Source organism: Flavobacterium cheongpyeongense, from assembly GCF_003202435.1.
Classification (GTDB): Bacteria; Bacteroidota; Bacteroidia; order Flavobacteriales; family Flavobacteriaceae; genus Flavobacterium; species Flavobacterium cheongpyeongense.
Map to the genome: position 1 here is coordinate 115,356 of NZ_QJHK01000016.1, position 20,010 is coordinate 135,365.

Sequence of the window (20,010 nt, forward strand, 5' to 3'; positions counted from 1 at the left end):
TTAAGAAATCATCATTTGATGAATAATTTCTTTTGATAATTTTTGATGATCTTCACAATAATCTTTCCAGGCCAATCCCATATCTCTTAGATCATATTTGGCCACAATTGTACCATAATTTTCTTTTTTCCCATTAATGGTTGGATGCCCAATAACGTAAATGGTTTGTGCCAACTCAATCGCTAATTCAATATCATGAGTAGAAAAAATAACAGTATTAAAATCTGAAGCAGCACTTAGCAACTCAAAAGATTTTTTTACCTCTACAATATTTCCAACATCCAATCCTGAGAAAGGTTCATCCAAAACAATAAATTTATCCGAAGAAAACAACTGCTCAAGAATTGCTGTTCTTTGTCTTTGACCTCCTGAAAGTTCGTTAGGATATTTGTCTGCACAATTTTCTAAGCCCCATTCTTGCAGGTATTTTTTTATTTTTTCCTCCTTTTCAGTAATTGAAAGCGTTGTTTTTCGCAAAGAAAATTTTAAAGCTTCTGTAACCGTTTTATGTCGGAACAGAGTATACTTCTGATCGACAAAACCAATATCGCCTTCTTTAACAGATTTGGCTGCATTGGGCTCTTTGTTTTTAAAATCCCTTATTAAGATTTTTCCAGAATTTGAAGGAACCAATCCAGTCAAAGCTTTAAAAAAAGTCGATTTTCCCCTACCAGATCTTCCAACAAAAGCAACTACTTGTCCTGTACAATGTATGCCTTCTCGCACTACATCTTTTTCAACAAGAGTGATGTCTTTTATAATTACAGTATTATCATATGCAACGCTAAGATTTTCAACATATAAAAGCGTCTCTTTATATTCGTGTTTCATCTTTATATTTTTGAATATCTAAATAGCACTTTTCTTAAGAAATTTATTCCTGCATCTAAACCAAGTCCTATCAATAAAATAATGATTTGAAGTGCTATAATTCTTCCCGTGTTCATGAACTTATCAGAATTTTTTATTAAAAATCCTAATCCTCCTGAAGCCACAACAATAGATTCTACAGTAACCAACATCATCCAGGTGATGGCCAGATTTTGTCTAATGACGTCTATCACATAATCTAATCTTCCCAGAATGATCACCTGCCAAAGTACTTCCCAACGGTTGCATTTTAACATTTTTGCATGATCAAATTCTTCTTGCGGAATATCCTTAATCACAGCTATTAAAGATGTGGTCAGGAATGTAGTCAGGAAAATTACTAAGATCCAAACCTGCATCGTTCTCGCTTCATGAATAACCATCGTGATATAAAACGAAAGTCCCGTAAAAGGCAAAAACCGAAATTTGGTTACAAACTCAGCAATGGATTTTAATCCTGGAATTGGCCAGGTGTAAGCAAAAAATAACGAAATTATGGTGGCCAAAAAAATCGAAATAAAACAGAGTTGTAGCGAATTGGAAATATGTACTACCAGTCCTTCATTGTATAACTCTATAAAACCTTTTAGAACCTGACTTGGCGATGGAAATAAATGCTTTTCTCCAGCAGTAGTCACAAACCAAAGGATAATCAAAAGAACCAGCCAAATTATTAAGATAGTTGTTTTTTGGAACTTTGATATTCTTTCAAAGGGAGTGAAATATTTTATCATATTTAATAGAAGAAGGCTACCCAAAGATAGCCTTCAATATTGAAATTATTATTTTAAAAACGTAATGACTACACGTCTGTTCAGCGCTTTTCCTGATTCAGAATTGTTATTCGCTATTGGTTCGTTTTGACCTTTTCCATCAACCATTTGAAAACGGCTGGCAGGAATTCCTTTTTGTTTCAAATAATTTACAACAGCTTCCGCTCTACTTTTTGAAAGTGCTAAATTTGAAGATGCATTTCCAACATTATCTGTGTGCCCTACAACGGTCAGTTTTGTGTTTTCGGCTTGCACCAAAAGATTATAAATTTTTTCTACCTCTTTACCCGATGAATTAGAAATTTCGGCACTTCCTGTATTAAAATTAATTTTCCATTCTCCAGAAGCAACAACCTCTGTCGCCTGGCTACTATAATCTGCTTTATCTGCAGAAGTCGATTCGATATCGTTGATGTTTTTCAAGAAAAATAAATTGACTGCCTGATCATAAGGAACTACAGCACCTACATTTTCATTAAACCCGAACGGATTCAATTCTGTTAAATATCCTGATACCTGATTGTAAACTGATTTGTATCTGTTTACACCATCTGACAATCCAAAATATTGCATTGCATCTGCATAGTTGAATACTTTTGAACCACCCATGTTATAAGTTAAACCGCCCTTAGTACCTTGTTCTCCCTTAAACATTTTATACCAATACTCTGGTGTTTCCATTTTATAAGTATCCGAAATGGCTTGTGAAGCTCTCACTTTCCAATCTTCGTAATTTTTCATCTGGTTAGAAGCTGTTAATGCTGATTTTAAAATGTTCGAAACAATTTCCGGATTTTTTACAGCCCATTCTTTTACACCTATAAGTGCCGTTGGCATTTGGTTGTTAAACTCTTTTGTTGAAACAATATCTACAAAACCTGAAAGTTTATCAAAAACTGTTTTGTCTCCAGGAGTCCATGTTGCACAACCATCTATTTTTCTGTTAACAGATTTTCCAGTTAATTTTCCATTTACAACTTCTTTCAAAGTTACAGTCCATCCTGTTGTTTGAGATTTAATCAATTCTTCTGCCGATTTGATATAATCATCATTTTCTGAAGGATAAATATTTACAGCTTCTGCATCATAGGTTGCCGGATCTGGATTTACTTTCAATCCGTTTGCAAAACAGTAGTTTACCGTTGTAACCCAGTCACCATCTCCAAGAACTGCAGAAATTACAGCACCTTTCATCGATTTTGGATCTGATTTCCAGTTTGGTGGTCCGATTAATTTATCTTCACCGTAACTCATCCCCACAACACCCATAACTTGCAGGTGGTACTTGTCTTTTCCGTATTTTTCGTCTAATGATTTTTGAACAGAACTAATATAAAATGGCGCACCATCTCCCATAATCATAACTGCAAAAGCACTTTTATCTGATGTAGGAAAAGCCTCTCCTTTATCAAACTCTTCAATAAACTTCATTTGCATGTTACGCAATTCTGAAAGCCAGTCTTGACGGATAATCTCAAGATTAACTCCGTTTTTTTCCATCAAAGAACCTTTGGTTGTTTTTGGCCCACCATTAGAAACGATAATTCCAGATTGAGCATTCCAGGCATAACCTGCAATCCTTACTAAAGGTTTACCTGCAACCTCAGAAGATAGTTCTGTAGTTGGCAGTGCAATTTTTTCAGCATTAGTAACATTATTAACATCTGTCTGATTTAAATCAATACCATTTAATTGTTTCGAAACAGCGGTCTTAATTCCCGGAGACAAATAATATACCCCTCCTAAAATTGCACCAATTCCGGCAATAACGATAATTAATTCAGAAAACGTTGTCAGCTTTTCTGTTCTTAAAATTTTTCCCATTTTATGTATAAAATTAAATTTACTGTATTAAAAAATATCTCCAAAACCACCACTAGATAACTTATCCTCTTTGGTCATTTTGTAATTTGGACTTGTATATTTTGTCGAATCCGGAATGGTGTTATCTCCAGTTTTTATTTCATCTGCCAACGAATCCAATCTTGAGTAAAGCTCATCATTATCAACAGAATATTTAGAAGTCAATGCATCAATATCAATCAAGTTTTCAGATGTTTTGGCAATATCCAATGCAATTGTAGAAGTTACCACTTCTAATGCATATTCTAATTCCCAATCTTTAGTAAACATCATGGCACTTTTGGCACTCTCAGTCGCTTCTTTTGCATTCTTTGCAAATTGATATTCTTTTTGAAGCATCTTAACCGTAACATCAAAATCAGCAATCTTGATATCGATAGCTGTTCCGGCCAAAGTTAGTTTTCTGTCCATCTTACCCAAAACATTAGCACGAACACCGTATTTTTGAATGAAACTTTTACTTTGTTCATATTGAGTCGAAACACGTTGAGAATCACTCAGTTTTTTTGCTAATTCACTTTGCAACGCTACATATTCATCTGTGTCTTTTGCAGCGACTCCGTTAATCTTGACCATTTCATCCATGGCAGATTTTAGTTTTTCTGACTGGCGTTGCAAACTCAAAACATCTTCCTGAAATGATTTTGCCTCCTTTTCAGATTTACTTGCCTCAATCTCCATTTCGTTTTTTAAACCTTTAAGTTTTGCCTTAGTGTTTTTAAAAACTTCACGGTTTTTGATCATTTTCTGCTTTTGTTCTTCTAACTCATTAAAAGGATTACTTTGAATCAATGCTTTATGAAGATTCCTGGTCGCAAAACGAAGTGCTTTCCTAATTACCGGAGCCATCATTACCAAAAAAACTAAAAACACACCCGTTGCTGATAAAGCAATTGCTTGTCCTAGCATTGTAAATAGTGGTGGAATGATATACGTCCATACCAAATAACCTCCCACTCCTAACAAACCTAAAGCTAAAGCTAAAAATAAGGACTTCTCTCCTTTTTTAAGTGTTCCTGATTTTAAAGCAATTTCTCCTTTAGACTCATCAAAATGTTTAAGAATTGGAAGTGCTAAAAGTGTACTTTTTTCTTGTTCGTATTTATTCATCATTGCAAATATTGGTTGATTCCTGTGATTACTGTATTGATTGATGTTATTATTTTTTCTTTGGCCAAATTGTTAGCTTCCATTTTTAATTGAATTTCTGAAAGCTGTTCCATATTTATAGGATCAACTTTTTGTAGTTCCATTTTTTTTGCTTCTAATTCTTTTTGCAGGTCTAAAATTTTGGCTTCCAGTTCTGAAATATTTTTGGATAAATTATATTTTTCTTTCGTAATACTATTGTCTAAATCTGCCTTTTTAGCTTTACCAATAGTATCATACTTAACAAATACTTTTTCTATTTCGGTAATATAAAAACTTCCTTTTTGTAAAAGAAATTCTTTAGTTAAATCAGATTTGATTGTTTTTCCCATCGTAAATGCCATCTGATAACTCTGCGGATTTGTTACTCCAACAGCCATAACAGATTTATACATTTCAAAAAAATCAAAACCTGCTTCATTCAATGATTCAAAACCTTTATCATAAACTTCGAAAATCTCATTCAAAAAAGGATTAGTCAACGAATTTGTTGGAAAGGATTCTGTATGTGTCGGAAACTTATTGTCAGGGGCTCCAGCAATTTGCCCAGATGATTGAACTACTTTTGATTCTTGAGACTTAGTGCCCTCTTCATTAATAAAGAGGCTTTTCCAATTAAAACTTTCTTTTGCCATTGTTAATAGTTAATCTGTTTTTATATTTTCTGTCTATTTTATAAAGACACACAAATGTTAAAATGCTACTTAATTTAAAACTATAAATGTAAGTATTTTTAACAAAATGTAATCAATTATTATAAACTGAGTTTATTCTCATCCAAAACTTTTACAAAATGAAAACCCTTAGGGCTATAACCCTGATTATAATAAAAACGATGTGCTGCAAAATTCCCTGTAAAAGCGTCCAAAACAATAGTACTGCAATCTAAAGCTAAAGCCTTTTTTTCTATGTAGTCTGTCAACAGTTTTCCTATACCTTTTGACCTATGTTGAGGATTAACAACAAAATTATCTATTTCGAGATATTTTCCAGTCCATAATTTTGTTGAAGACCAACAACCAGTAATACCTAAACAAATTTCATTTTCAAAAACAGCAACTTGTATATAATTATGTGGCACCATTTGCGAAAGATAAGTCTCATATCTTTTAACCGAAAGATTGGGATAAAGAAATCTCATCGTTTCTATTTGAGCCAACATCTCCGTAATTTGAGTTAACTCTTGTATTTTTAATTCCATTTCTATAAAAAATAAAGGCAAAAATACTTAATTTTTTTTTGTTGTTGCTGATACCATTTAAAAACAAACATGTGAAATATGTAAATGATTGCCCGGAATTATGTAAGATTTCTTTCTTACAATAATCATAAATTTGCTTCACAGGGATTGAGAAAGCTAGATAGAACCCTTATAAAAAGGAAGCATTGGGACTAATAAAGCTTGTTTGTTCCCATAAAAGACAAAGCACTGCAGATCCTTTCTGCTTATAATTTTATAAAATGGTATTGATTCTCAATTTTTTGGGGAAATTGAGGATCACCATTTTACAAGCCCTTAAAATAAACAACCTTCTATATTGAGAGCCAGCAAAGTTTATTTTGTTTGTTATTTTTTTTAAATGAATAATTCAAACAAAGACATTGTTTATTCATTTAATAAAGTTTTCTAATAATACCTTATTTCAATTCTCACTCTATATTAATCATTTCAACTTAATAAAACAGTTATTTATAAATCTTTCTTAGTAAAAATTTATGATCTTATATGTCTAATAAGTATGCAAACTAAGGCTTAAATCCATATAACTTAAACAAAATCAATACTTTAAATTTGTTGAATTTATATAGCAAGGTGGAAAAAAATAAAATTAAAAAATCACTAAATGTGGGTATTGTGAGTTTAATAATATAATTAAATATTTGTAATACTAAAAAAGCAAATATTTTTAGAAAAAATTGTAATAAATAAAGGGATTGATTAGAGCTGATATGTAACCCTTTAAAAAACAAAGCATTGGGATTATTAAGCTATTTTGTTCCCATAAAAACAAAGCATGGGATTTATAAAGCTAGTTTGTTCCCACAAAAACAAAGCAAGGGATTGATTAGAGCTGATACGTAACCCTTAAAAAAACAAAGCATTGGGATTTATAAAGCTAGTTTGTTCCCATAAAAACAAAGCATAGGGATTGATACAGCTAATATGTAACCCTTAAAAAAACAGAGCCGGGAAAATTTAGCTATTTGTACCCTAAAAAAACAAAGCAAGGGATTGATTACAGCTGTTCGTAACCCTTAAAAAAAACAGAGCATTGGGACTTATAAAGCTAGTTTGTTCCCATAAAAACAAAGCAAGGGATTGATATTAGAGCTGACATGTAACCCTTAAAAAAACAGAGCACTGGGATTGATAAAGCTAGTTTGTTCCCATAAAAGACAAAGCAAGTGGTTAATTTCCACTAAAATCTTTAAAATGGAACTGATTCTTGGGGAAAGAATTCTCAGGAATCACCATTTTAAAATCTAATTTAAGAATAATGGGGGATTCTTAAATACAAAAAAGAGCCTGCAAGTTAATTGTGGGCTCTTTTTGTATTTAATTTTGAAAAAATTATCCATTCAACGCTTCTGCACCACCAACGATCTCTAAAATCTCATTTGTAATGGCAGCCTGACGTGCTTTGTTATAAGTCAGTTTCAATTGGTTTCTTAATTCTGTGGCATTGTCAGTTGCTTTATGCATTGCTGTCATACGAGCTCCATGTTCAGAAGCAAATGAATCACGAATACCTTTGTACAATTGCATTTTTAACGATTTAGGAATCAAAGTCAACACAATTTCTTCTTTTGAAGGTTCAAAAATGTAATCTCCAACAGAAACAGGTTTATCAGATTTAATTGGAGCTAAAGGTAAAAACTGCTCGACCTGAACAATCTGAGTTGCAGCATTCTTAAACTGATTATAAACCAATTCAATTCTGTCGTATTCACCAGATAAGAATTTTTCAGTTAAATTATCTGCAATATTAGCAACATTATCAAAAGTCAAGTGATCAAAAATTGAATTATGATGACCATGAACTTTATGAGTTTTTGCTAAAACATCGTTTCCTTTTTTCCCAATAGGAAAAACATCCACTTGTTTACCGGCATAAAATTCAGTACGGTTTTTGATTTCTTTAATTACATTGCTATTAAAAGCACCACATAAACCCCTGTTTGAAGTTATAGCTACAAGCAATACTTTTTTGACTTCGCGTTGAGTTGCATAATCTCCTCCAACTTCACCATCTAATGTAGCAGAAAGATTTTGAAGCAATTCTGTTAATTTCTCGGCATAAGGGCGCATTGCAGTGATTGCATCTTGTGCTTTCTTAAGCTTTGCAGCAGAAACCATTTTCATAGCCGATGTAATCTGCATCGTCGATGAAACGGAAGTAATTCTATTACGGATTTCCTTTAAATTTGCCATTTTTTTAGTGATTCGCTATTAGTGAATAGTGAATAGCTTGTTACTAATCACTATTCACTTATTACTATATTAGTTATATTTCGCTGAAATTTCTTTTGCTGCTTTTTCAATAACATCAGTAATGTTATCATCTAACTTTCCAGCTTTCAATGCATTAAGTGTATCTTTATGTTTGCTGTTTAAATATGCCAAGAAATCAGCTTCGAATTCTTTTACTTTATTTACAGGAACGTTTCTTAATAAGTTTTTAGAACCTGCGTAAATAATAGCTACTTGATTTTCTACTGTATAAGGATCGTTCAAACCTTGTTTTAAGATTTCAACGTTTCTTTTTCCTTTTTCAATTACGTTTAAAGTAACAGAATCCAAATCAGAACCAAATTTAGCGAAAGCCTCTAATTCACGGAATTGAGCCTGGTCTAGTTTTAATGTTCCGGAAACTTTTTTCATTGATTTAATCTGAGCATTACCTCCAACACGAGATACAGAAATACCTACGTTGATTGCAGGACGTACCCCAGAGTTAAACAAATCTCCATCAAGGAAAATCTGACCATCTGTAATCGAGATTACGTTTGTTGGGATGTATGCAGAAACGTCACCAGCCTGAGTTTCGATAATTGGTAAAGCAGTTAAAGAACCACCACCTTTTACAATAGGTTTAATAGAATCTGGTAAATCGTTCATGTTTTTAGCAATTCCATCGTCAGCAATTACTTTACAAGCACGCTCTAATAAACGAGAGTGTAAGTAGAAAACGTCTCCAGGATATGCCTCACGTCCCGGTGGTCTTCTTAATAAAAGAGAAACCTCACGGTAAGCAACAGCTTGTTTAGATAAATCATCATACACAATAAGTGCAGGACGGCCAGAATCTCTAAAATATTCTCCAATTGCAGCACCTGCGAAAGGAGCATAGACTTGCATTGGAGCCGGGTCAGAAGCATTAGCTGCAACAATAACTGTATAAGCCATTGCACCTTTTTCTTCTAACATTTTAGCGATTCCTGCTACAGTTGAAGCTTTTTGCCCAATTGCAACATATATACAAAATACAGGTTTTCCTGCATCATAAAATTCTTTTTGATTTAAGATGGTATCGATACAAACAGTAGATTTACCTGTTTGACGGTCACCAATTACAAGCTCACGTTGTCCGCGTCCAACAGGAATCATAGCATCTACTGCTTTTACTCCTGTTTGTAATGGCTCAGTTACCGGCTGACGGAAGATAACACCTGGTGCTTTTCTTTCCAAAGGCATTTCGTATAAGTCACCACCAATTGGCCCTTTACCATCAATTGGAAAACCAAGAGTGTTTACTACACGTCCTACCATTTGCTCACCTACTTTAAGAGAAGCAATTCGTTGAGTTCTTTTTGCTGTTGATCCTTCTTTAATACCTGTTGATGGCCCTAAAAGTACCACCCCAACATTGTCCTCTTCAAGGTTCAATACAATAGCTTCAAGTCCGTTATCAAATTCAACTAACTCACCATATTGTACATTTGATAACCCGTAAATACGAGCAATACCGTCTCCAACCTGAAGTACTGTTCCTACTTCCTCTAGCGTAGCACCAGATTCAAAACCTTCTACTTGCTTTCTTAATATTGCTGAAATTTCAGCAGGTTTGATTTCCGCCATCTTAATTTATAATTTAGACACTTTTTTGTGTTATAAAAACTAATTACTTAACTCTCTCTTTAATACCTGTAATCTTTTTGCAACTGAAGCGTTGTATTGCTGATCACCTATTCTTAAAATAAATCCTCCAATAATTGATGGATCTACTATATTTTCAATTGTTATTTTTTTATCTGACAAGGTCGCAATTTTAGCTAAAACTTTAGCCTCTAAAGCTGCATCCATTGGGATTGCTGTCGTAACTTTTGCTACTTCAATTCCGTTACCTTCATCAAACACTTTGCTGTATTCTGCTGCAATTGCATCCAGAATTTCAAATCTTTTGTTTTCAAATAATAAATGAAACAAACCTTTGGTTACACCATTTACGTCTGCAAAAACTTCTAAAAGAGCACTTTCCTTAACTTCAACTCTTGTTGTTGGGTTTTGAATAAAGTCACTCAATTCTGCATTATTTTCAATTGTCGAAGCAATTGATTTCATATCGTTATTGACAACTTCGGCAACACCTTTAGAGTTTGCTAAGTCCAGAATTGCTTTTGCATAACGAATTGCTGCTCTTGTACTTGCCATAATATTAGTTTAGCTTTACGTCACCTAACATTTTCTCAACCAATTTAGTTTGAGATTCTTTGTTAGATAATTCTTCTTTCAATAATTTTTCAGCAATGCTTAATGACAGAGTTGAAACTTGTGTTTTCAATTCAGCCATTGCTGCATTTTTTTCACTTTCGATAGCCGCTTTAGCCTGCTCGATCATTTTTTGACCTTGTGCTTGTGCTTCGTTTTTAGAATCAGTAATCATTTTCTCTCTCATTTCGCGAGCTTCTTTTAGCATAGCGTCACGTTCAGCACGAGCTTCATTCAAAATCCTTTGATTATCAGCTTGCAAATTTTGCATTTCCTGTCTTGCGTTTTCAGCAGAAAGCAATGCATCTTTAATCCCTTGTTCTCTATCATTAACTGCATCGAGAATTGGTTTCCATGCGAATTTTTTCAACAAAAGAATTAATCCAACAAATATTAGTATTTGCCAGAAGAATAAACCGAACTCAAACTGATATATTAACTTATCCATTATATATGATTATAAATTTTAAATTATGTCTTTTTAATTGCATTAGCAATCTTAATGTTTTAATTTTAAAACAATAGTTACAACCAACCGTTGCAACTATTGCTTTTTGTGTTTTAATTAAGCAGCGAATAACGCAGCGAAACCAATACCTTCAATAAGTGCAGCAGCGATAAGCATAGCTGTTTGGATTTTTCCAGAAGCTTCTGGCTGACGAGCGATAGCATCCATTGCTGAACCACCGATTCTACCAATTCCTAATGCTGCTCCGATTACGATTAATCCTGCTCCAACGATATTTGGAATTTCCATAATATATAAATTAAAAATTAAACATTCTTTATTAAAGATCCTAAACTTTAAAAGTCATTTACTACTTGACTTTATAACTTTTGACATCTGACTTTCGACTTAGTGGTGAGCTTCTCCTTCGTGATGATGCTCTTCTACTGCTGAACCAAAATAAAGAGCAGACAGCATTGTAAAAATATAGGCTTGTAAAAAGGCAACTAAAATTTCAAGAATAGAAAGTACAAATGACAATCCAAAAGACAAACTGCTTCCAATCCAGCTTTTAAAGATAAACATTAATCCGATGATACTCATTAAAACTATGTGACCAGCAAAAATGTTAGCATACAAACGAATCATTAATGAAAATGGTTTAATGAAAACTCCTAACAATTCAATTGGTGCCAAAATAATTCTCATTGGTTTTGGCACACCTGGCATCCAGAAAATGTGACCCCAATAATTTTTATTTGCTGTAAGATTTGTAATTAAGAAAGTAAGGATTGCTAAAGAGAAAGTAATTGTTAAGTTACCTGTAGCATTAATCCCTAGTGGAGTTAATCCGAAAATATTTAAAAACAATACAAAGAAAAAGATAGTCAATAAATAACTCATATATTTTCTATAGTGTTTTTCACCAATATTTGGAATAGCAACTTCATCACGAATATAAACTACAAGTGGTTCAAAAATTCTTCCAACTCCAGAAGCAATTCCTCCGTTTTTAGCATACGATTTTGCCAAACTTGAAAATACGAAGAACATTAATAATGCTGCTGCAAAAATAGATACAACTGTTTTTGTAATTGAAAAATCTAAAGGACGAACATTATCAGGATGACCTGTTTCTTCATTTTCTGTAATTGTACCAGAAGCATCTGTTCTGTATATTTTCCCATCATGATGATTGATTGTATAATAACTTCCGTTTGATTCTGCTACAGAATTACCATGATCAAATTTTGAAGAAGAAAAAATATGCAAACCATTATCCCAGATAATTATGGGTAATGAAAAACCATAATATTTACCTGTCTCATTATCCTGAGTTAAAGTAAAATCATGAGAATCTAAAACGTGGTGGTCAATAAATGCCTTAATTTTAGATTTAACATCTGTTGGTTCTGAATGACCTTTATGATGACCTTCCGAAACAGCTCCATGAGCTTCTTCAGTTTGAACATGCGCTGAGTCTTTTTCCGTATTTGAAAAACTCATTAATGGAAGACAAGCTACTAAAGCTGCAAGAATAAATCTGAGTGGTTTGTTTGAAATCACCATATCTGTTAAAAATCTTATTTTTTACGTTTCTAAAATTTGGTGCAAAGGTACATTTTTTATTAATATTCAAAAGGATATGAAAAATTATTTTTGAACCTTGTTTTACAGAATTGCTAATTTAACGCTTTTCATTTAATAATCGGACAGTTATAAGCGTCTCAAATAACAAAAACAAAATAAATGTTATAAAAAAATTAGTTTTTTCAACAGACACGTTGTGAATCTTCTCATTTAAAATCGGTCTCAAAACTAAATAACAGAAAAACATTTGAATCAAAGTACCCATCATGAACATCATTCCAGTACTGTCAAAATTTTTAATTGTAAACTTTAATAATACGATAAAAAATACTGAACTGAATGAAAAAAAAATCAAATACAATGATTCTAAACTATAATAAAAATTTTGATTTGGGATATCAAAAAATATAAAAACTATTTTATGCAGAATATATGATGCTAAAGCAAAAAAGAATAAATGTAAAATGGGTTTGTAATTTTTTAAAAGCATTTTGAAATAATTTTTTGCAAAGATGCAACATTTATTTAAAGCTCTTTTGAAAGTAAATTTACTTTATTTTATTGATTTCGTTTACCTGACGAATAACATTATATAAAGCAAGACCAACACCAACCATCACTAATACCTTATTATAGTAGACTTTTGGACTTGGATGATTTTCATCTAACCAAGTTCCTAAATAAGCAAACAAGAAAATAATAACGCCCATTTGGATCGGGATATTAATAAGTGCTATCCACTTATTCCTTTGGTTTTTGTTCGGCTCCTTTTCCATCTTTCAAAATTACTTCTTTAGAATTTGTTAGCATCGAACAAGTTGCTGTAAACTCAGCTCCCGGCTCTATAGAAAGTTTACCTACTACTACTTCTCCGTGAATACGTGCTGTGGCTTTTATATTAAGGATTTCTAAAACTTTTAATTTCCCCTCGAATTCTCCTTCAATATCTGCATTATTACATATAATTTCGCCTTTTATAACGCCTGAAGGCCCCATGACTAATTTTCCCTGGGATGTGAAATTTCCAATCAATTCTCCATCAAGTCTAAAATCTGCTTTAGAAACAATATTTCCTATAATAGAAGTTCCTTCAACAATTCTGTTGGTTTTTCCTAAAAGTTCTGTGCCGCTTTTTTTTGCTTTTTCAAACATGGTTATAGAGTTTTTGGCGCTAAATAAGTCTGAAGATTTTTCTTCATCTGAACTACTTTATAATTATCACTTGAAATAATAATGAAAGGATGTGAAATTTTATATTTTTCATCATCTTTTAAAACTCTTGCAACATCTCTGGCATAAGCCTCAGATTTTATACCATGAATTGCAAAAAAGCTTTCAGTCTTATTATATTTATCAAAAGAAGTGGTTAATCTTTCAAAATTTTCAATTAATAAAAAAACCTTAAGTGCTTCTTCAATTTTTTTAGCTGTTTTAGTATCGTTTTTACCGACTAAATATAAAATTTTCCAGCTTTTACCATCAACTGTAGTAAAATCTAGCTTCTCCAGAGTTGGGATTTGTTTTTCTAAAATTTCACGCGCACTTTTGCCTTCTTCACTATTTGGATAATTATCGGCAACTTCTTCCATGCTCTTTTTATAGGCAGCTAAACCTTCAACCTTCCCTAAGGTATTGGCTTTTAACAATTCGAATTTAGAAACAATTTCATCTCCTGAATATTGATTTATCAAATTATCAATATTGTCAAGTACAACTTCAAACTGTTCATCCTGAAATAATTTATACCATTTTTCATATTCCTTTTCAGGGGATAAATTTGTGCCGTTTTCAGGATTTGTGTTGTTTAAAATTTGAGCGTATCTCGAATTTGGGTAATTGGCAGTAATATCAAATTTGATTCTTTCGGCTCTGGCAGGATTTGTAATCTGATAAATTTTATATAAGTTATACATCGATGGTAAGATCCATTTTTCTTCCGGACTATTAAGAAGCAATTGTTCAAATTTACTGCTGGCCAAATCGTATTCCTTAAACTTCTCCTTATAAATTAACCCTAATTGGTAGTATGCAAAGTTGCGTTCTTTTCCGATACTATCCATGGCAACCTGAGTTGCTGGAAGCTGTTTTTCGTAAAATTCTGTTGTATACTTTTCGATAACAATTGAATCTTTCAAAGCATTTATTGAATCCTGTTTCGAATTCATTTGGTCTTTTAAAGCTGGATTTGCGTTTGATTTTGAAGGAGATAATCTCCAGTTTCCTGCTAATGCCCTGTTGCCCCACATTTTTTTGAACTGTAATTTTCCGTAAGCAACTGTTGACGGATTATAGAAATAGAAAACACTTGCTACATCATTTCCGGCTGGCGGATTGAATCCTCCTGGCATCCCAACAGGTGAATTATTTCCTGTTGATTGAGGATTTTGAGCTTCTGGTGTACTATTTGAATTGGTGTTTTGTTCGATATTCGCTAATCGTTCTTTTTCTTTTTCTTCTAAGATTCGTTTCGATTCGTCTTTCTTTTTTAATTCTGCAATATAATTTTCGAAATATGTCTTTCTTTCTATTTCCGGTAAAGATTTGACTTTAATAATACTGTCGTTGCGTTTTGCAATTCCTTCGTATTTGATAACGTTGTCTAAGTTTTTTCGGTTTTTTTGGATAAAAGCAAATTCCCTGCTTTTCGGATCTAATTTCACTAATGTACTATCATAATATTTAGCAGCCATAGTATAATCTGTATTTTTAAAATACATATTTCCTATATTTCTGTAAGTTGAAGCTATCAAATAAGAATCTTTAGATTTTCTTGCTAAGGATTTATTATAAAATTCCAGCGCATTTTCCTGTTCTTTGAACTTGTCGAAAAACACACCCATTTCGAAAAAAAGGATATCATAATAAGGTCTGTTTTCGCGATCATCAACCAGTTTATTATAAGTTTCAATAAACATATTCTGATCTCCATTTTCATAATCAAACATTTGTGCTTTTTTTGCATATGCCTGCATCATATATCTTCTATCAGCTTTACGGTTCATATCGATTACACCGTCGTAAAAATAAGCAGCACTGTCTTTTTTTCCTGCTTCCTGATACATCTGACCCAAAATAAAACGATAACGGGCCTTGTCTTCGTTTATTCTAGAAAATTTTTCAGCAATTTTAAGTTTAGTAACAGCACTGTCTTTTTGTTCCAAATTTAAAAATGCTTCTGCTAATAGCGCATTTGCATCTGAAAATGTTTGTTTGCCTAAATCCGTTTTTTTTAATAAAAGCTTAATATTTTTTATCACAATTGCGTCGTTTCCTAAACGCATATTGGTTTTTTCACGCCAAATTTTAGCTGTATAAATATTACTGCTGTTGGGGTATTTGTATAAAATATAATTAAATGCCTCAAGCGCAGGAATAAAACGCTGGTCATAATAACGTGCTTTTCCAAGCATTAGATAGGCTTCGTCAATCTGGGAGTTTTTCTCTCTGCCTCCAATATTCATGGAGTGTTTCTGAATTGCTTTTGTTGCTTTGGTTTCTGCTAATTCAAAATCGGGGTTTTTGGTTTTCTCTTTCTCAGAAATATTTTCATCGATCTGCATTTTTTCAATTGGGAGCATTTTCCAAAAATTATCCTGATCATTGCCTTTTATTGTAGCCAGTCCTTTGTCTAAAGCAATTCCGCCATTATACAAAATATTGTATTTTGTGCTTAAGGCATGCGAATTTCTAGCCAAAAATGTATCCCTTTTGGTAGAACAAGCTATCAAAAAAAATAAAAAAATAAATGGAAAACTGTATTTCAGCGTATTCTTTTTCAATAGAAAAGAGTTTAAATCAATTAACTTCTATAAAGGCTTTTTAGTATAATGACTGGTAAAAATACGCTTCTTTTTGAAATATAGAAATTTAAACAGCAAAAAACGATTCCAGTTCCTGCAAGGTTTCTTTTGAGGTTTGAATATCTTTTACAACTTCTCCTTTATTCAAGGCTACAATTCTGTCACAAACCTCAACTGTGTGCTGCAAATCATGACTCGAAACCAAAACAGTAACATTTGGGTTTTCAGCTAATTCTTTAATAATTTTTTTTAACCGGCTAACTGTTGTCGGATCCAAATTGGCAAATGGCTCATCCAGAATAACAACTTCAGGATTACCAATAAGTGTTGCAATTATTCCGACTTTCTTCTGGTTTCCTTTTGATAAGTCCCGCAGGTATTTTTTGTTCTTTAAAATTTCGCCATTAAAAAATTCTTCATACTGTGCTAATAAAGCATCAACATCAGCTTTATTCTGATGACGTAAATCTCCAATAAAATAAAAATATTCTTCGGGAGTTAAATAACCTATCAGGAAACTTTCGTCTAAAAATGAACCTGTAAAAGATTTCCAGTTTTCACTGGTATTGACCTGAATAGTATTACTTGTAATGTACCCTGTAGAAGGCTGAATCAGGTCTAATAATAAACTGAAAAAAGTAGTTTTTCCTGCGCCGTTATTACCTACTAATCCGAAACTTTGTCCTTTTGGAATTTCAAGATTGTTTATGTTTAAAACTGTTGTTCCGTTATATATTTTTGAAAGTTGATTTACTTGTATCATGGTTCTTTGATTTTATATTTTGAATTTATATTTAGATTCGTCAATTGCGCCATTATTTAATCGACACATTTTGAAATGACTAATTAACTCTTTTGTTTGTAAGCACTTATAGTACTGTATTTTTCGATTTTATATCTCTTTTCAATTACAGAAAAAACGGTATCTCTAAACACAAAACCTAAAACTCCGGCTCCTGCAACCAAGGCAAGTCCTAATATTTTATCTCCGAAATGAAGTCCAATCCAATAGAATAACAATGGGAGCAATAATTTTGGCAGCGTCAGCAACATGGCACTTATATTAAATGCTTTTTTATCACCAAAGGCACCACTGGCATTACTTAAATCGATTGGTGTTTTGGTAAATGCGCCTCCAAGAAGTACCAAATGGGAGTTGACTCCAATATTGTAAATTGCCCCGGCCACAATTGTCAGATAAATTTCCAATCCGTAAAAAAGATAGAATGATGCTAAAATCGTAGAAATAAAAGTTGCTATAACAATCAGCCACCATTTTGAGGTAATGTATCCGCGATATGGAATGTTCTGTGTCATCATCAATTGATAATAAGAACTGTCCCAACTGGGTACAAACTGCCCAAAGACAAATAAAAACCCACCTGAAACAAATATTCCGGCAAAAATATGCATGATTTCAGGCTGCTGTGAATTTCCAAAAAAGATCAATCCGTAAAACAAAAAGAGAATACTCATGAAAATGGTCGTTTTTGATCTTTTGTTTCTTTTGATGAGCTTGATATCATTTTTAAGAAATGTCCCTAAAGTTCCAAATTGATTTAACCAGACAAGATTTTCGGTTGTAGCAATATCTTCTTTTTTAGAAAGCCCGGCATCCAGAAATAAATTATTCTGAAAGTATCTGAATGTAAAAAAATACAAACCAATTAAAACCAAAAAAGGAATTAAAAACAGCCCTTTTGTTTCATAAAATCCCTGAAAAACAGGTCCTGAAAAAGTAGTAATATCAAATAGTTTATAATATTGTGCTGCTCCTAAAGCCAAGGCAATTACTAGGAAAACAACAAATAATTTTTCGATATTATTCAAAATAATATTCAAAAAATTATTGATGTAAACTATCGAAAAAGCAGCTGTCAGCCAAAAAAGAATGCCCACAACATCATAGCCTTCAATAATCAGTACAACAGAAAAAGGAACAAAAAACAGAGCATGCGCCCAGTTAAAAAATGATATAGCAGTTTTACCAAGTGAGAAATGGACAATCGTAGGTCTTTTAAAAGGCAGAACCAGTAATGGCTTAATATTCAACACGGGAATTGCCTGCATTAATAAACGAACAACTAAATCAAATAAAAAATAATAAATTAGAAACTTATTAATAGTTAGTAACGGTTCAAGATTCATTTTCTTTAATATGTAAAATGCTCCCACTCCCATTCCGATAAAAATAAGGGAAAAATAAGCCATCAAAAAGCCAATCAAAATTTTCATTGCCAGATTTGCACCAAACGATGCCGATCTGGTAAAGGCTTTCCATTCAAGATAAATAAACTTTTTAATCATGATTATTTGGTTTTCAGTTTTGTAGTAAGAGATCAAATTTAGAGAAACGTTACAAAAAAAATTAAAAAAAATAATTAAGTCCCTTTCAATTAGTTGCTGTTTGCTACTTTTGCATAAAATATCATATCATGCCTTCATTCTTAAAACTCATTATTAAAGAGGTAAAACGTGAAACTTCTGACGCTGTTTCCATACTCTTTAATGTACCCGAAGAACTAAAACAAGACTATAAATTTATTGCAGGACAGTATATAAATTTAAAATTAACCCTTGACAATCAGGATATTCGCAGGGCTTATTCTATTTGCTCGGAACCGGAAAGCGGAGAATTGCGAATTGCAGTAAAAGCAGTTAAAAATGGTTTGTTTTCACAATTTGCCAATACCAAATTAAAAGCCGGAGATGTTCTTGAAGTAGGTCATCCTGAAGGTAAATTTACTTTTGAACCAGAAGCTGAAAAGCAAAGAAACTATGCGGCTTTTGTTGCCGGAAGCGGAATTACACCTGTTCTTTCTATTATAAAATCGGTTTTAAAAAGTGAGCCAAAAAGTTCATTTGTTTTAGTTTACGGAAACAAAACTCCTGAAGAAACTATTTTTCATCAGGAACTTCACGATTTACAATTGCAATACGTAGGGCGCTTATTTGTACATTATGTATTTAGTCAGGCTAAAGCCGAAAATGCTTTGTTTGGAAGAATCGATAAATCGGCAGTGAATTTTGTTTTAAACAACAAGCACAAAGAACTTGACTTTGATAAGTTCTACTTGTGTGGTCCGGAAGAAATGATCAATACGGTTTCCGGAATTTTAAAAGAAAAGAACGTAAAAGACTCCGCTATTAAGTTTGAACTTTTTACCTCTTCTTCACAGGAAAATGAAATCAAAACTTCTCTGGAAGGACATACGAAAATTACTGTTTTGGTTGATGATGACGAAGTTTCTTTTGAAATGTCGCAAAAACAAACCATTCTGGATGCAGCTTTAAAACAAGGAATCGATGCACCCTATTCCTGTCAGGGCGGAATTTGCAGCAGCTGTCTTTGCCGTATAACTCAAGGGAGTGCCGAGATGACAAAAAACTCAATCTTAACTGATAAGGAAATTGCTGACGGTTTGGTACTTAGCTGTCAGGCGCATCCAACTTCGGAAACTATTTATGTAGATTTTGATGATGTCTAAAAGTTAAAATTCTAAAACATAAAATTCCAAATTCCAACTTTTTAATTGGAATTTGGAATTTTTTTGTTAATTATATTCACCCTTGCTAAAGTTCAAATTATACTTATCTTCTAAAAATTTTAATTCGGCCAACCATATTCTTATGATAATGGGTGAAAAACATCTATAATTTTAAATATTTTTTAAAAAATATTCATTGTTGTCCGATAAAAAAGAAGCCAAATTAATGGCTTCTTAAAAAACATCGTAATTTAGAGTTGCAAAATTCAAATAACGATGGGTAAAAATAAGTATTTTTCGACTAAATCTGTTTTCGGAC

18 protein-coding genes are annotated in these 20,010 nt (G+C 32.5%); 1 reads left to right on the forward strand and 17 read right to left on the reverse strand.

The features are described 5' to 3' along the window. From DMB65_RS16860 to DMB65_RS16945, 17 genes are all read right to left on the reverse strand, one after another. Positions 1-831 (reverse strand): ATP-binding cassette domain-containing protein, encoded by an 831-nt coding sequence (locus DMB65_RS16860; protein WP_110307785.1) that lies wholly within the window; start codon positions 829-831, stop codon positions 1-3. Between the two features lie 2 nt (positions 832-833). Beyond that, a complete protein-coding gene (locus tag DMB65_RS16865; protein ID WP_110307786.1) occupies positions 834-1,604 on the reverse strand; it encodes an ABC transporter permease in 771 nt (256 codons plus the stop codon). 48 nt (positions 1,605-1,652) lie between these two features. Beyond that, positions 1,653-3,467 (reverse strand): phosphate ABC transporter substrate-binding/OmpA family protein, encoded by a 1,815-nt coding sequence (locus DMB65_RS16870; RefSeq protein WP_110307787.1) that lies wholly within the window; start codon positions 3,465-3,467, stop codon positions 1,653-1,655. Between the two features lie 27 nt (positions 3,468-3,494). Continuing rightward, positions 3,495-4,619, reverse strand: a complete 1,125-nt coding sequence (locus DMB65_RS16875) for a hypothetical protein (protein ID WP_123955356.1) — start codon at positions 4,617-4,619, stop codon at positions 3,495-3,497. Then, entirely contained in the window at positions 4,616-5,290 is a 675-nt protein-coding gene (locus tag DMB65_RS16880) for a hypothetical protein (RefSeq protein ID WP_110307789.1), read from the reverse strand. The genes DMB65_RS16875 and DMB65_RS16880 overlap by 4 nt, the downstream gene beginning before the upstream one ends. 119 nt (positions 5,291-5,409) lie before the next feature. Beyond that, positions 5,410-5,856 carry a GNAT family N-acetyltransferase gene (locus tag DMB65_RS16885; protein WP_110307790.1) on the reverse strand — a complete coding sequence of 149 codons (447 nt, stop codon included), beginning with the start codon at positions 5,854-5,856 and terminating at the stop codon, positions 5,410-5,412. Positions 5,857-7,227: 1,371 nt separating this feature from the next. Next, entirely contained in the window at positions 7,228-8,088 is an 861-nt protein-coding gene (gene atpG / locus DMB65_RS16890; RefSeq protein WP_110307791.1) for an ATP synthase F1 subunit gamma, read from the reverse strand. A 69-nt stretch (positions 8,089-8,157) separates the two neighbouring features. Continuing rightward, on the reverse strand, positions 8,158-9,735 hold the full coding sequence (gene atpA / locus DMB65_RS16895; RefSeq protein ID WP_055096823.1) for a F0F1 ATP synthase subunit alpha: 1,578 nt from the start codon (positions 9,733-9,735) through the stop codon (positions 8,158-8,160). A 39-nt stretch (positions 9,736-9,774) separates the two neighbouring features. Next, the gene (atpH, locus tag DMB65_RS16900; protein ID WP_110307792.1) at positions 9,775-10,308 is read right to left on the reverse strand and encodes an ATP synthase F1 subunit delta; all 534 of its coding nucleotides are present in this window, start codon (positions 10,306-10,308) and stop codon (positions 9,775-9,777) included. A 4-nt stretch (positions 10,309-10,312) separates the two neighbouring features. Next, a complete protein-coding gene (locus tag DMB65_RS16905; protein WP_110307793.1) occupies positions 10,313-10,813 on the reverse strand; it encodes a F0F1 ATP synthase subunit B in 501 nt (166 codons plus the stop codon). Between the two features lie 117 nt (positions 10,814-10,930). Next, a complete protein-coding gene (gene atpE, locus DMB65_RS16910) occupies positions 10,931-11,122 on the reverse strand; it encodes an ATP synthase F0 subunit C (protein ID WP_163396160.1) in 192 nt (63 codons plus the stop codon). Between the two features lie 99 nt (positions 11,123-11,221). After that, positions 11,222-12,382: a F0F1 ATP synthase subunit A gene (atpB, locus tag DMB65_RS16915; RefSeq protein ID WP_110307795.1), complete on the reverse strand. Its 1,161-nt coding sequence runs from the start codon at positions 12,380-12,382 to the stop codon at positions 11,222-11,224. Between the two features lie 569 nt (positions 12,383-12,951). Continuing rightward, positions 12,952-13,179, reverse strand: a complete 228-nt coding sequence (locus tag DMB65_RS16925) for an AtpZ/AtpI family protein (protein WP_110307797.1) — start codon at positions 13,177-13,179, stop codon at positions 12,952-12,954. Beyond that, positions 13,145-13,555 (reverse strand): bactofilin family protein, encoded by a 411-nt coding sequence (locus DMB65_RS16930; RefSeq protein ID WP_110307798.1) that lies wholly within the window; start codon positions 13,553-13,555, stop codon positions 13,145-13,147. The genes DMB65_RS16925 and DMB65_RS16930 overlap by 35 nt, the downstream gene beginning before the upstream one ends. A 2-nt stretch (positions 13,556-13,557) precedes the next feature. Further along, a complete protein-coding gene (gene porW, locus DMB65_RS16935; RefSeq protein ID WP_110307799.1) occupies positions 13,558-16,182 on the reverse strand; it encodes a type IX secretion system periplasmic lipoprotein PorW/SprE in 2,625 nt (874 codons plus the stop codon). Positions 16,183-16,270: 88 nt separating this feature from the next. After that, entirely contained in the window at positions 16,271-16,966 is a 696-nt protein-coding gene (locus tag DMB65_RS16940; protein ID WP_110307800.1) for an ABC transporter ATP-binding protein, read from the reverse strand. 83 nt (positions 16,967-17,049) lie between these two features. Continuing rightward, complete coding sequence (locus DMB65_RS16945; protein ID WP_110307801.1) at positions 17,050-18,510, reverse strand: DUF5687 family protein; 1,461 nt, start codon at positions 18,508-18,510, stop codon at positions 17,050-17,052. Positions 18,511-18,638: 128 nt separating this feature from the next. On the opposite strand from DMB65_RS16945, the gene DMB65_RS16950 reads away from it, so the two are divergent. Further along, complete coding sequence (locus tag DMB65_RS16950) at positions 18,639-19,691, forward strand: ferredoxin--NADP reductase (RefSeq protein WP_110307802.1); 1,053 nt, start codon at positions 18,639-18,641, stop codon at positions 19,689-19,691. Positions 19,692-20,010 lie beyond the last annotated feature (319 nt).

Coding starts and splice junctions, on each gene's coding strand:
- DMB65_RS16870 (WP_110307787.1), bottom strand. CDS start 3,467: ATGGGAAAAATTTTAAGAACAGAAAAGCTGACAACGTTTTCTGAATTA.
- atpA (WP_055096823.1), bottom strand. CDS start 9,735: ATGGCGGAAATCAAACCTGCTGAAATTTCAGCAATATTAAGAAAGCAA.
- atpB (WP_110307795.1), bottom strand. CDS start 12,382: ATGGTGATTTCAAACAAACCACTCAGATTTATTCTTGCAGCTTTAGTA.
- DMB65_RS16880 (WP_110307789.1), bottom strand. CDS start 5,290: ATGGCAAAAGAAAGTTTTAATTGGAAAAGCCTCTTTATTAATGAAGAG.
- DMB65_RS16930 (WP_110307798.1), bottom strand. CDS start 13,555: ATGTTTGAAAAAGCAAAAAAAAGCGGCACAGAACTTTTAGGAAAAACC.
- atpE (WP_163396160.1), bottom strand. CDS start 11,122: ATGGAAATTCCAAATATCGTTGGAGCAGGATTAATCGTAATCGGAGCA.
- DMB65_RS16860 (WP_110307785.1), bottom strand. CDS start 831: ATGAAACACGAATATAAAGAGACGCTTTTATATGTTGAAAATCTTAGC.
- atpH (WP_110307792.1), bottom strand. CDS start 10,308: ATGGCAAGTACAAGAGCAGCAATTCGTTATGCAAAAGCAATTCTGGAC.
- DMB65_RS16925 (WP_110307797.1), bottom strand. CDS start 13,179: ATGGAAAAGGAGCCGAACAAAAACCAAAGGAATAAGTGGATAGCACTT.
- DMB65_RS16905 (WP_110307793.1), bottom strand. CDS start 10,813: ATGGATAAGTTAATATATCAGTTTGAGTTCGGTTTATTCTTCTGGCAA.
- DMB65_RS16875 (WP_123955356.1), bottom strand. CDS start 4,619: ATGATGAATAAATACGAACAAGAAAAAAGTACACTTTTAGCACTTCCA.
- DMB65_RS16865 (WP_110307786.1), bottom strand. CDS start 1,604: ATGATAAAATATTTCACTCCCTTTGAAAGAATATCAAAGTTCCAAAAA.
- DMB65_RS16940 (WP_110307800.1), bottom strand. CDS start 16,966: ATGATACAAGTAAATCAACTTTCAAAAATATATAACGGAACAACAGTT.
- DMB65_RS16950 (WP_110307802.1), top strand. CDS start 18,639: ATGCCTTCATTCTTAAAACTCATTATTAAAGAGGTAAAACGTGAAACT.
- atpG (WP_110307791.1), bottom strand. CDS start 8,088: ATGGCAAATTTAAAGGAAATCCGTAATAGAATTACTTCCGTTTCATCG.
- DMB65_RS16945 (WP_110307801.1), bottom strand. CDS start 18,510: ATGATTAAAAAGTTTATTTATCTTGAATGGAAAGCCTTTACCAGATCG.
- DMB65_RS16885 (WP_110307790.1), bottom strand. CDS start 5,856: ATGGAATTAAAAATACAAGAGTTAACTCAAATTACGGAGATGTTGGCT.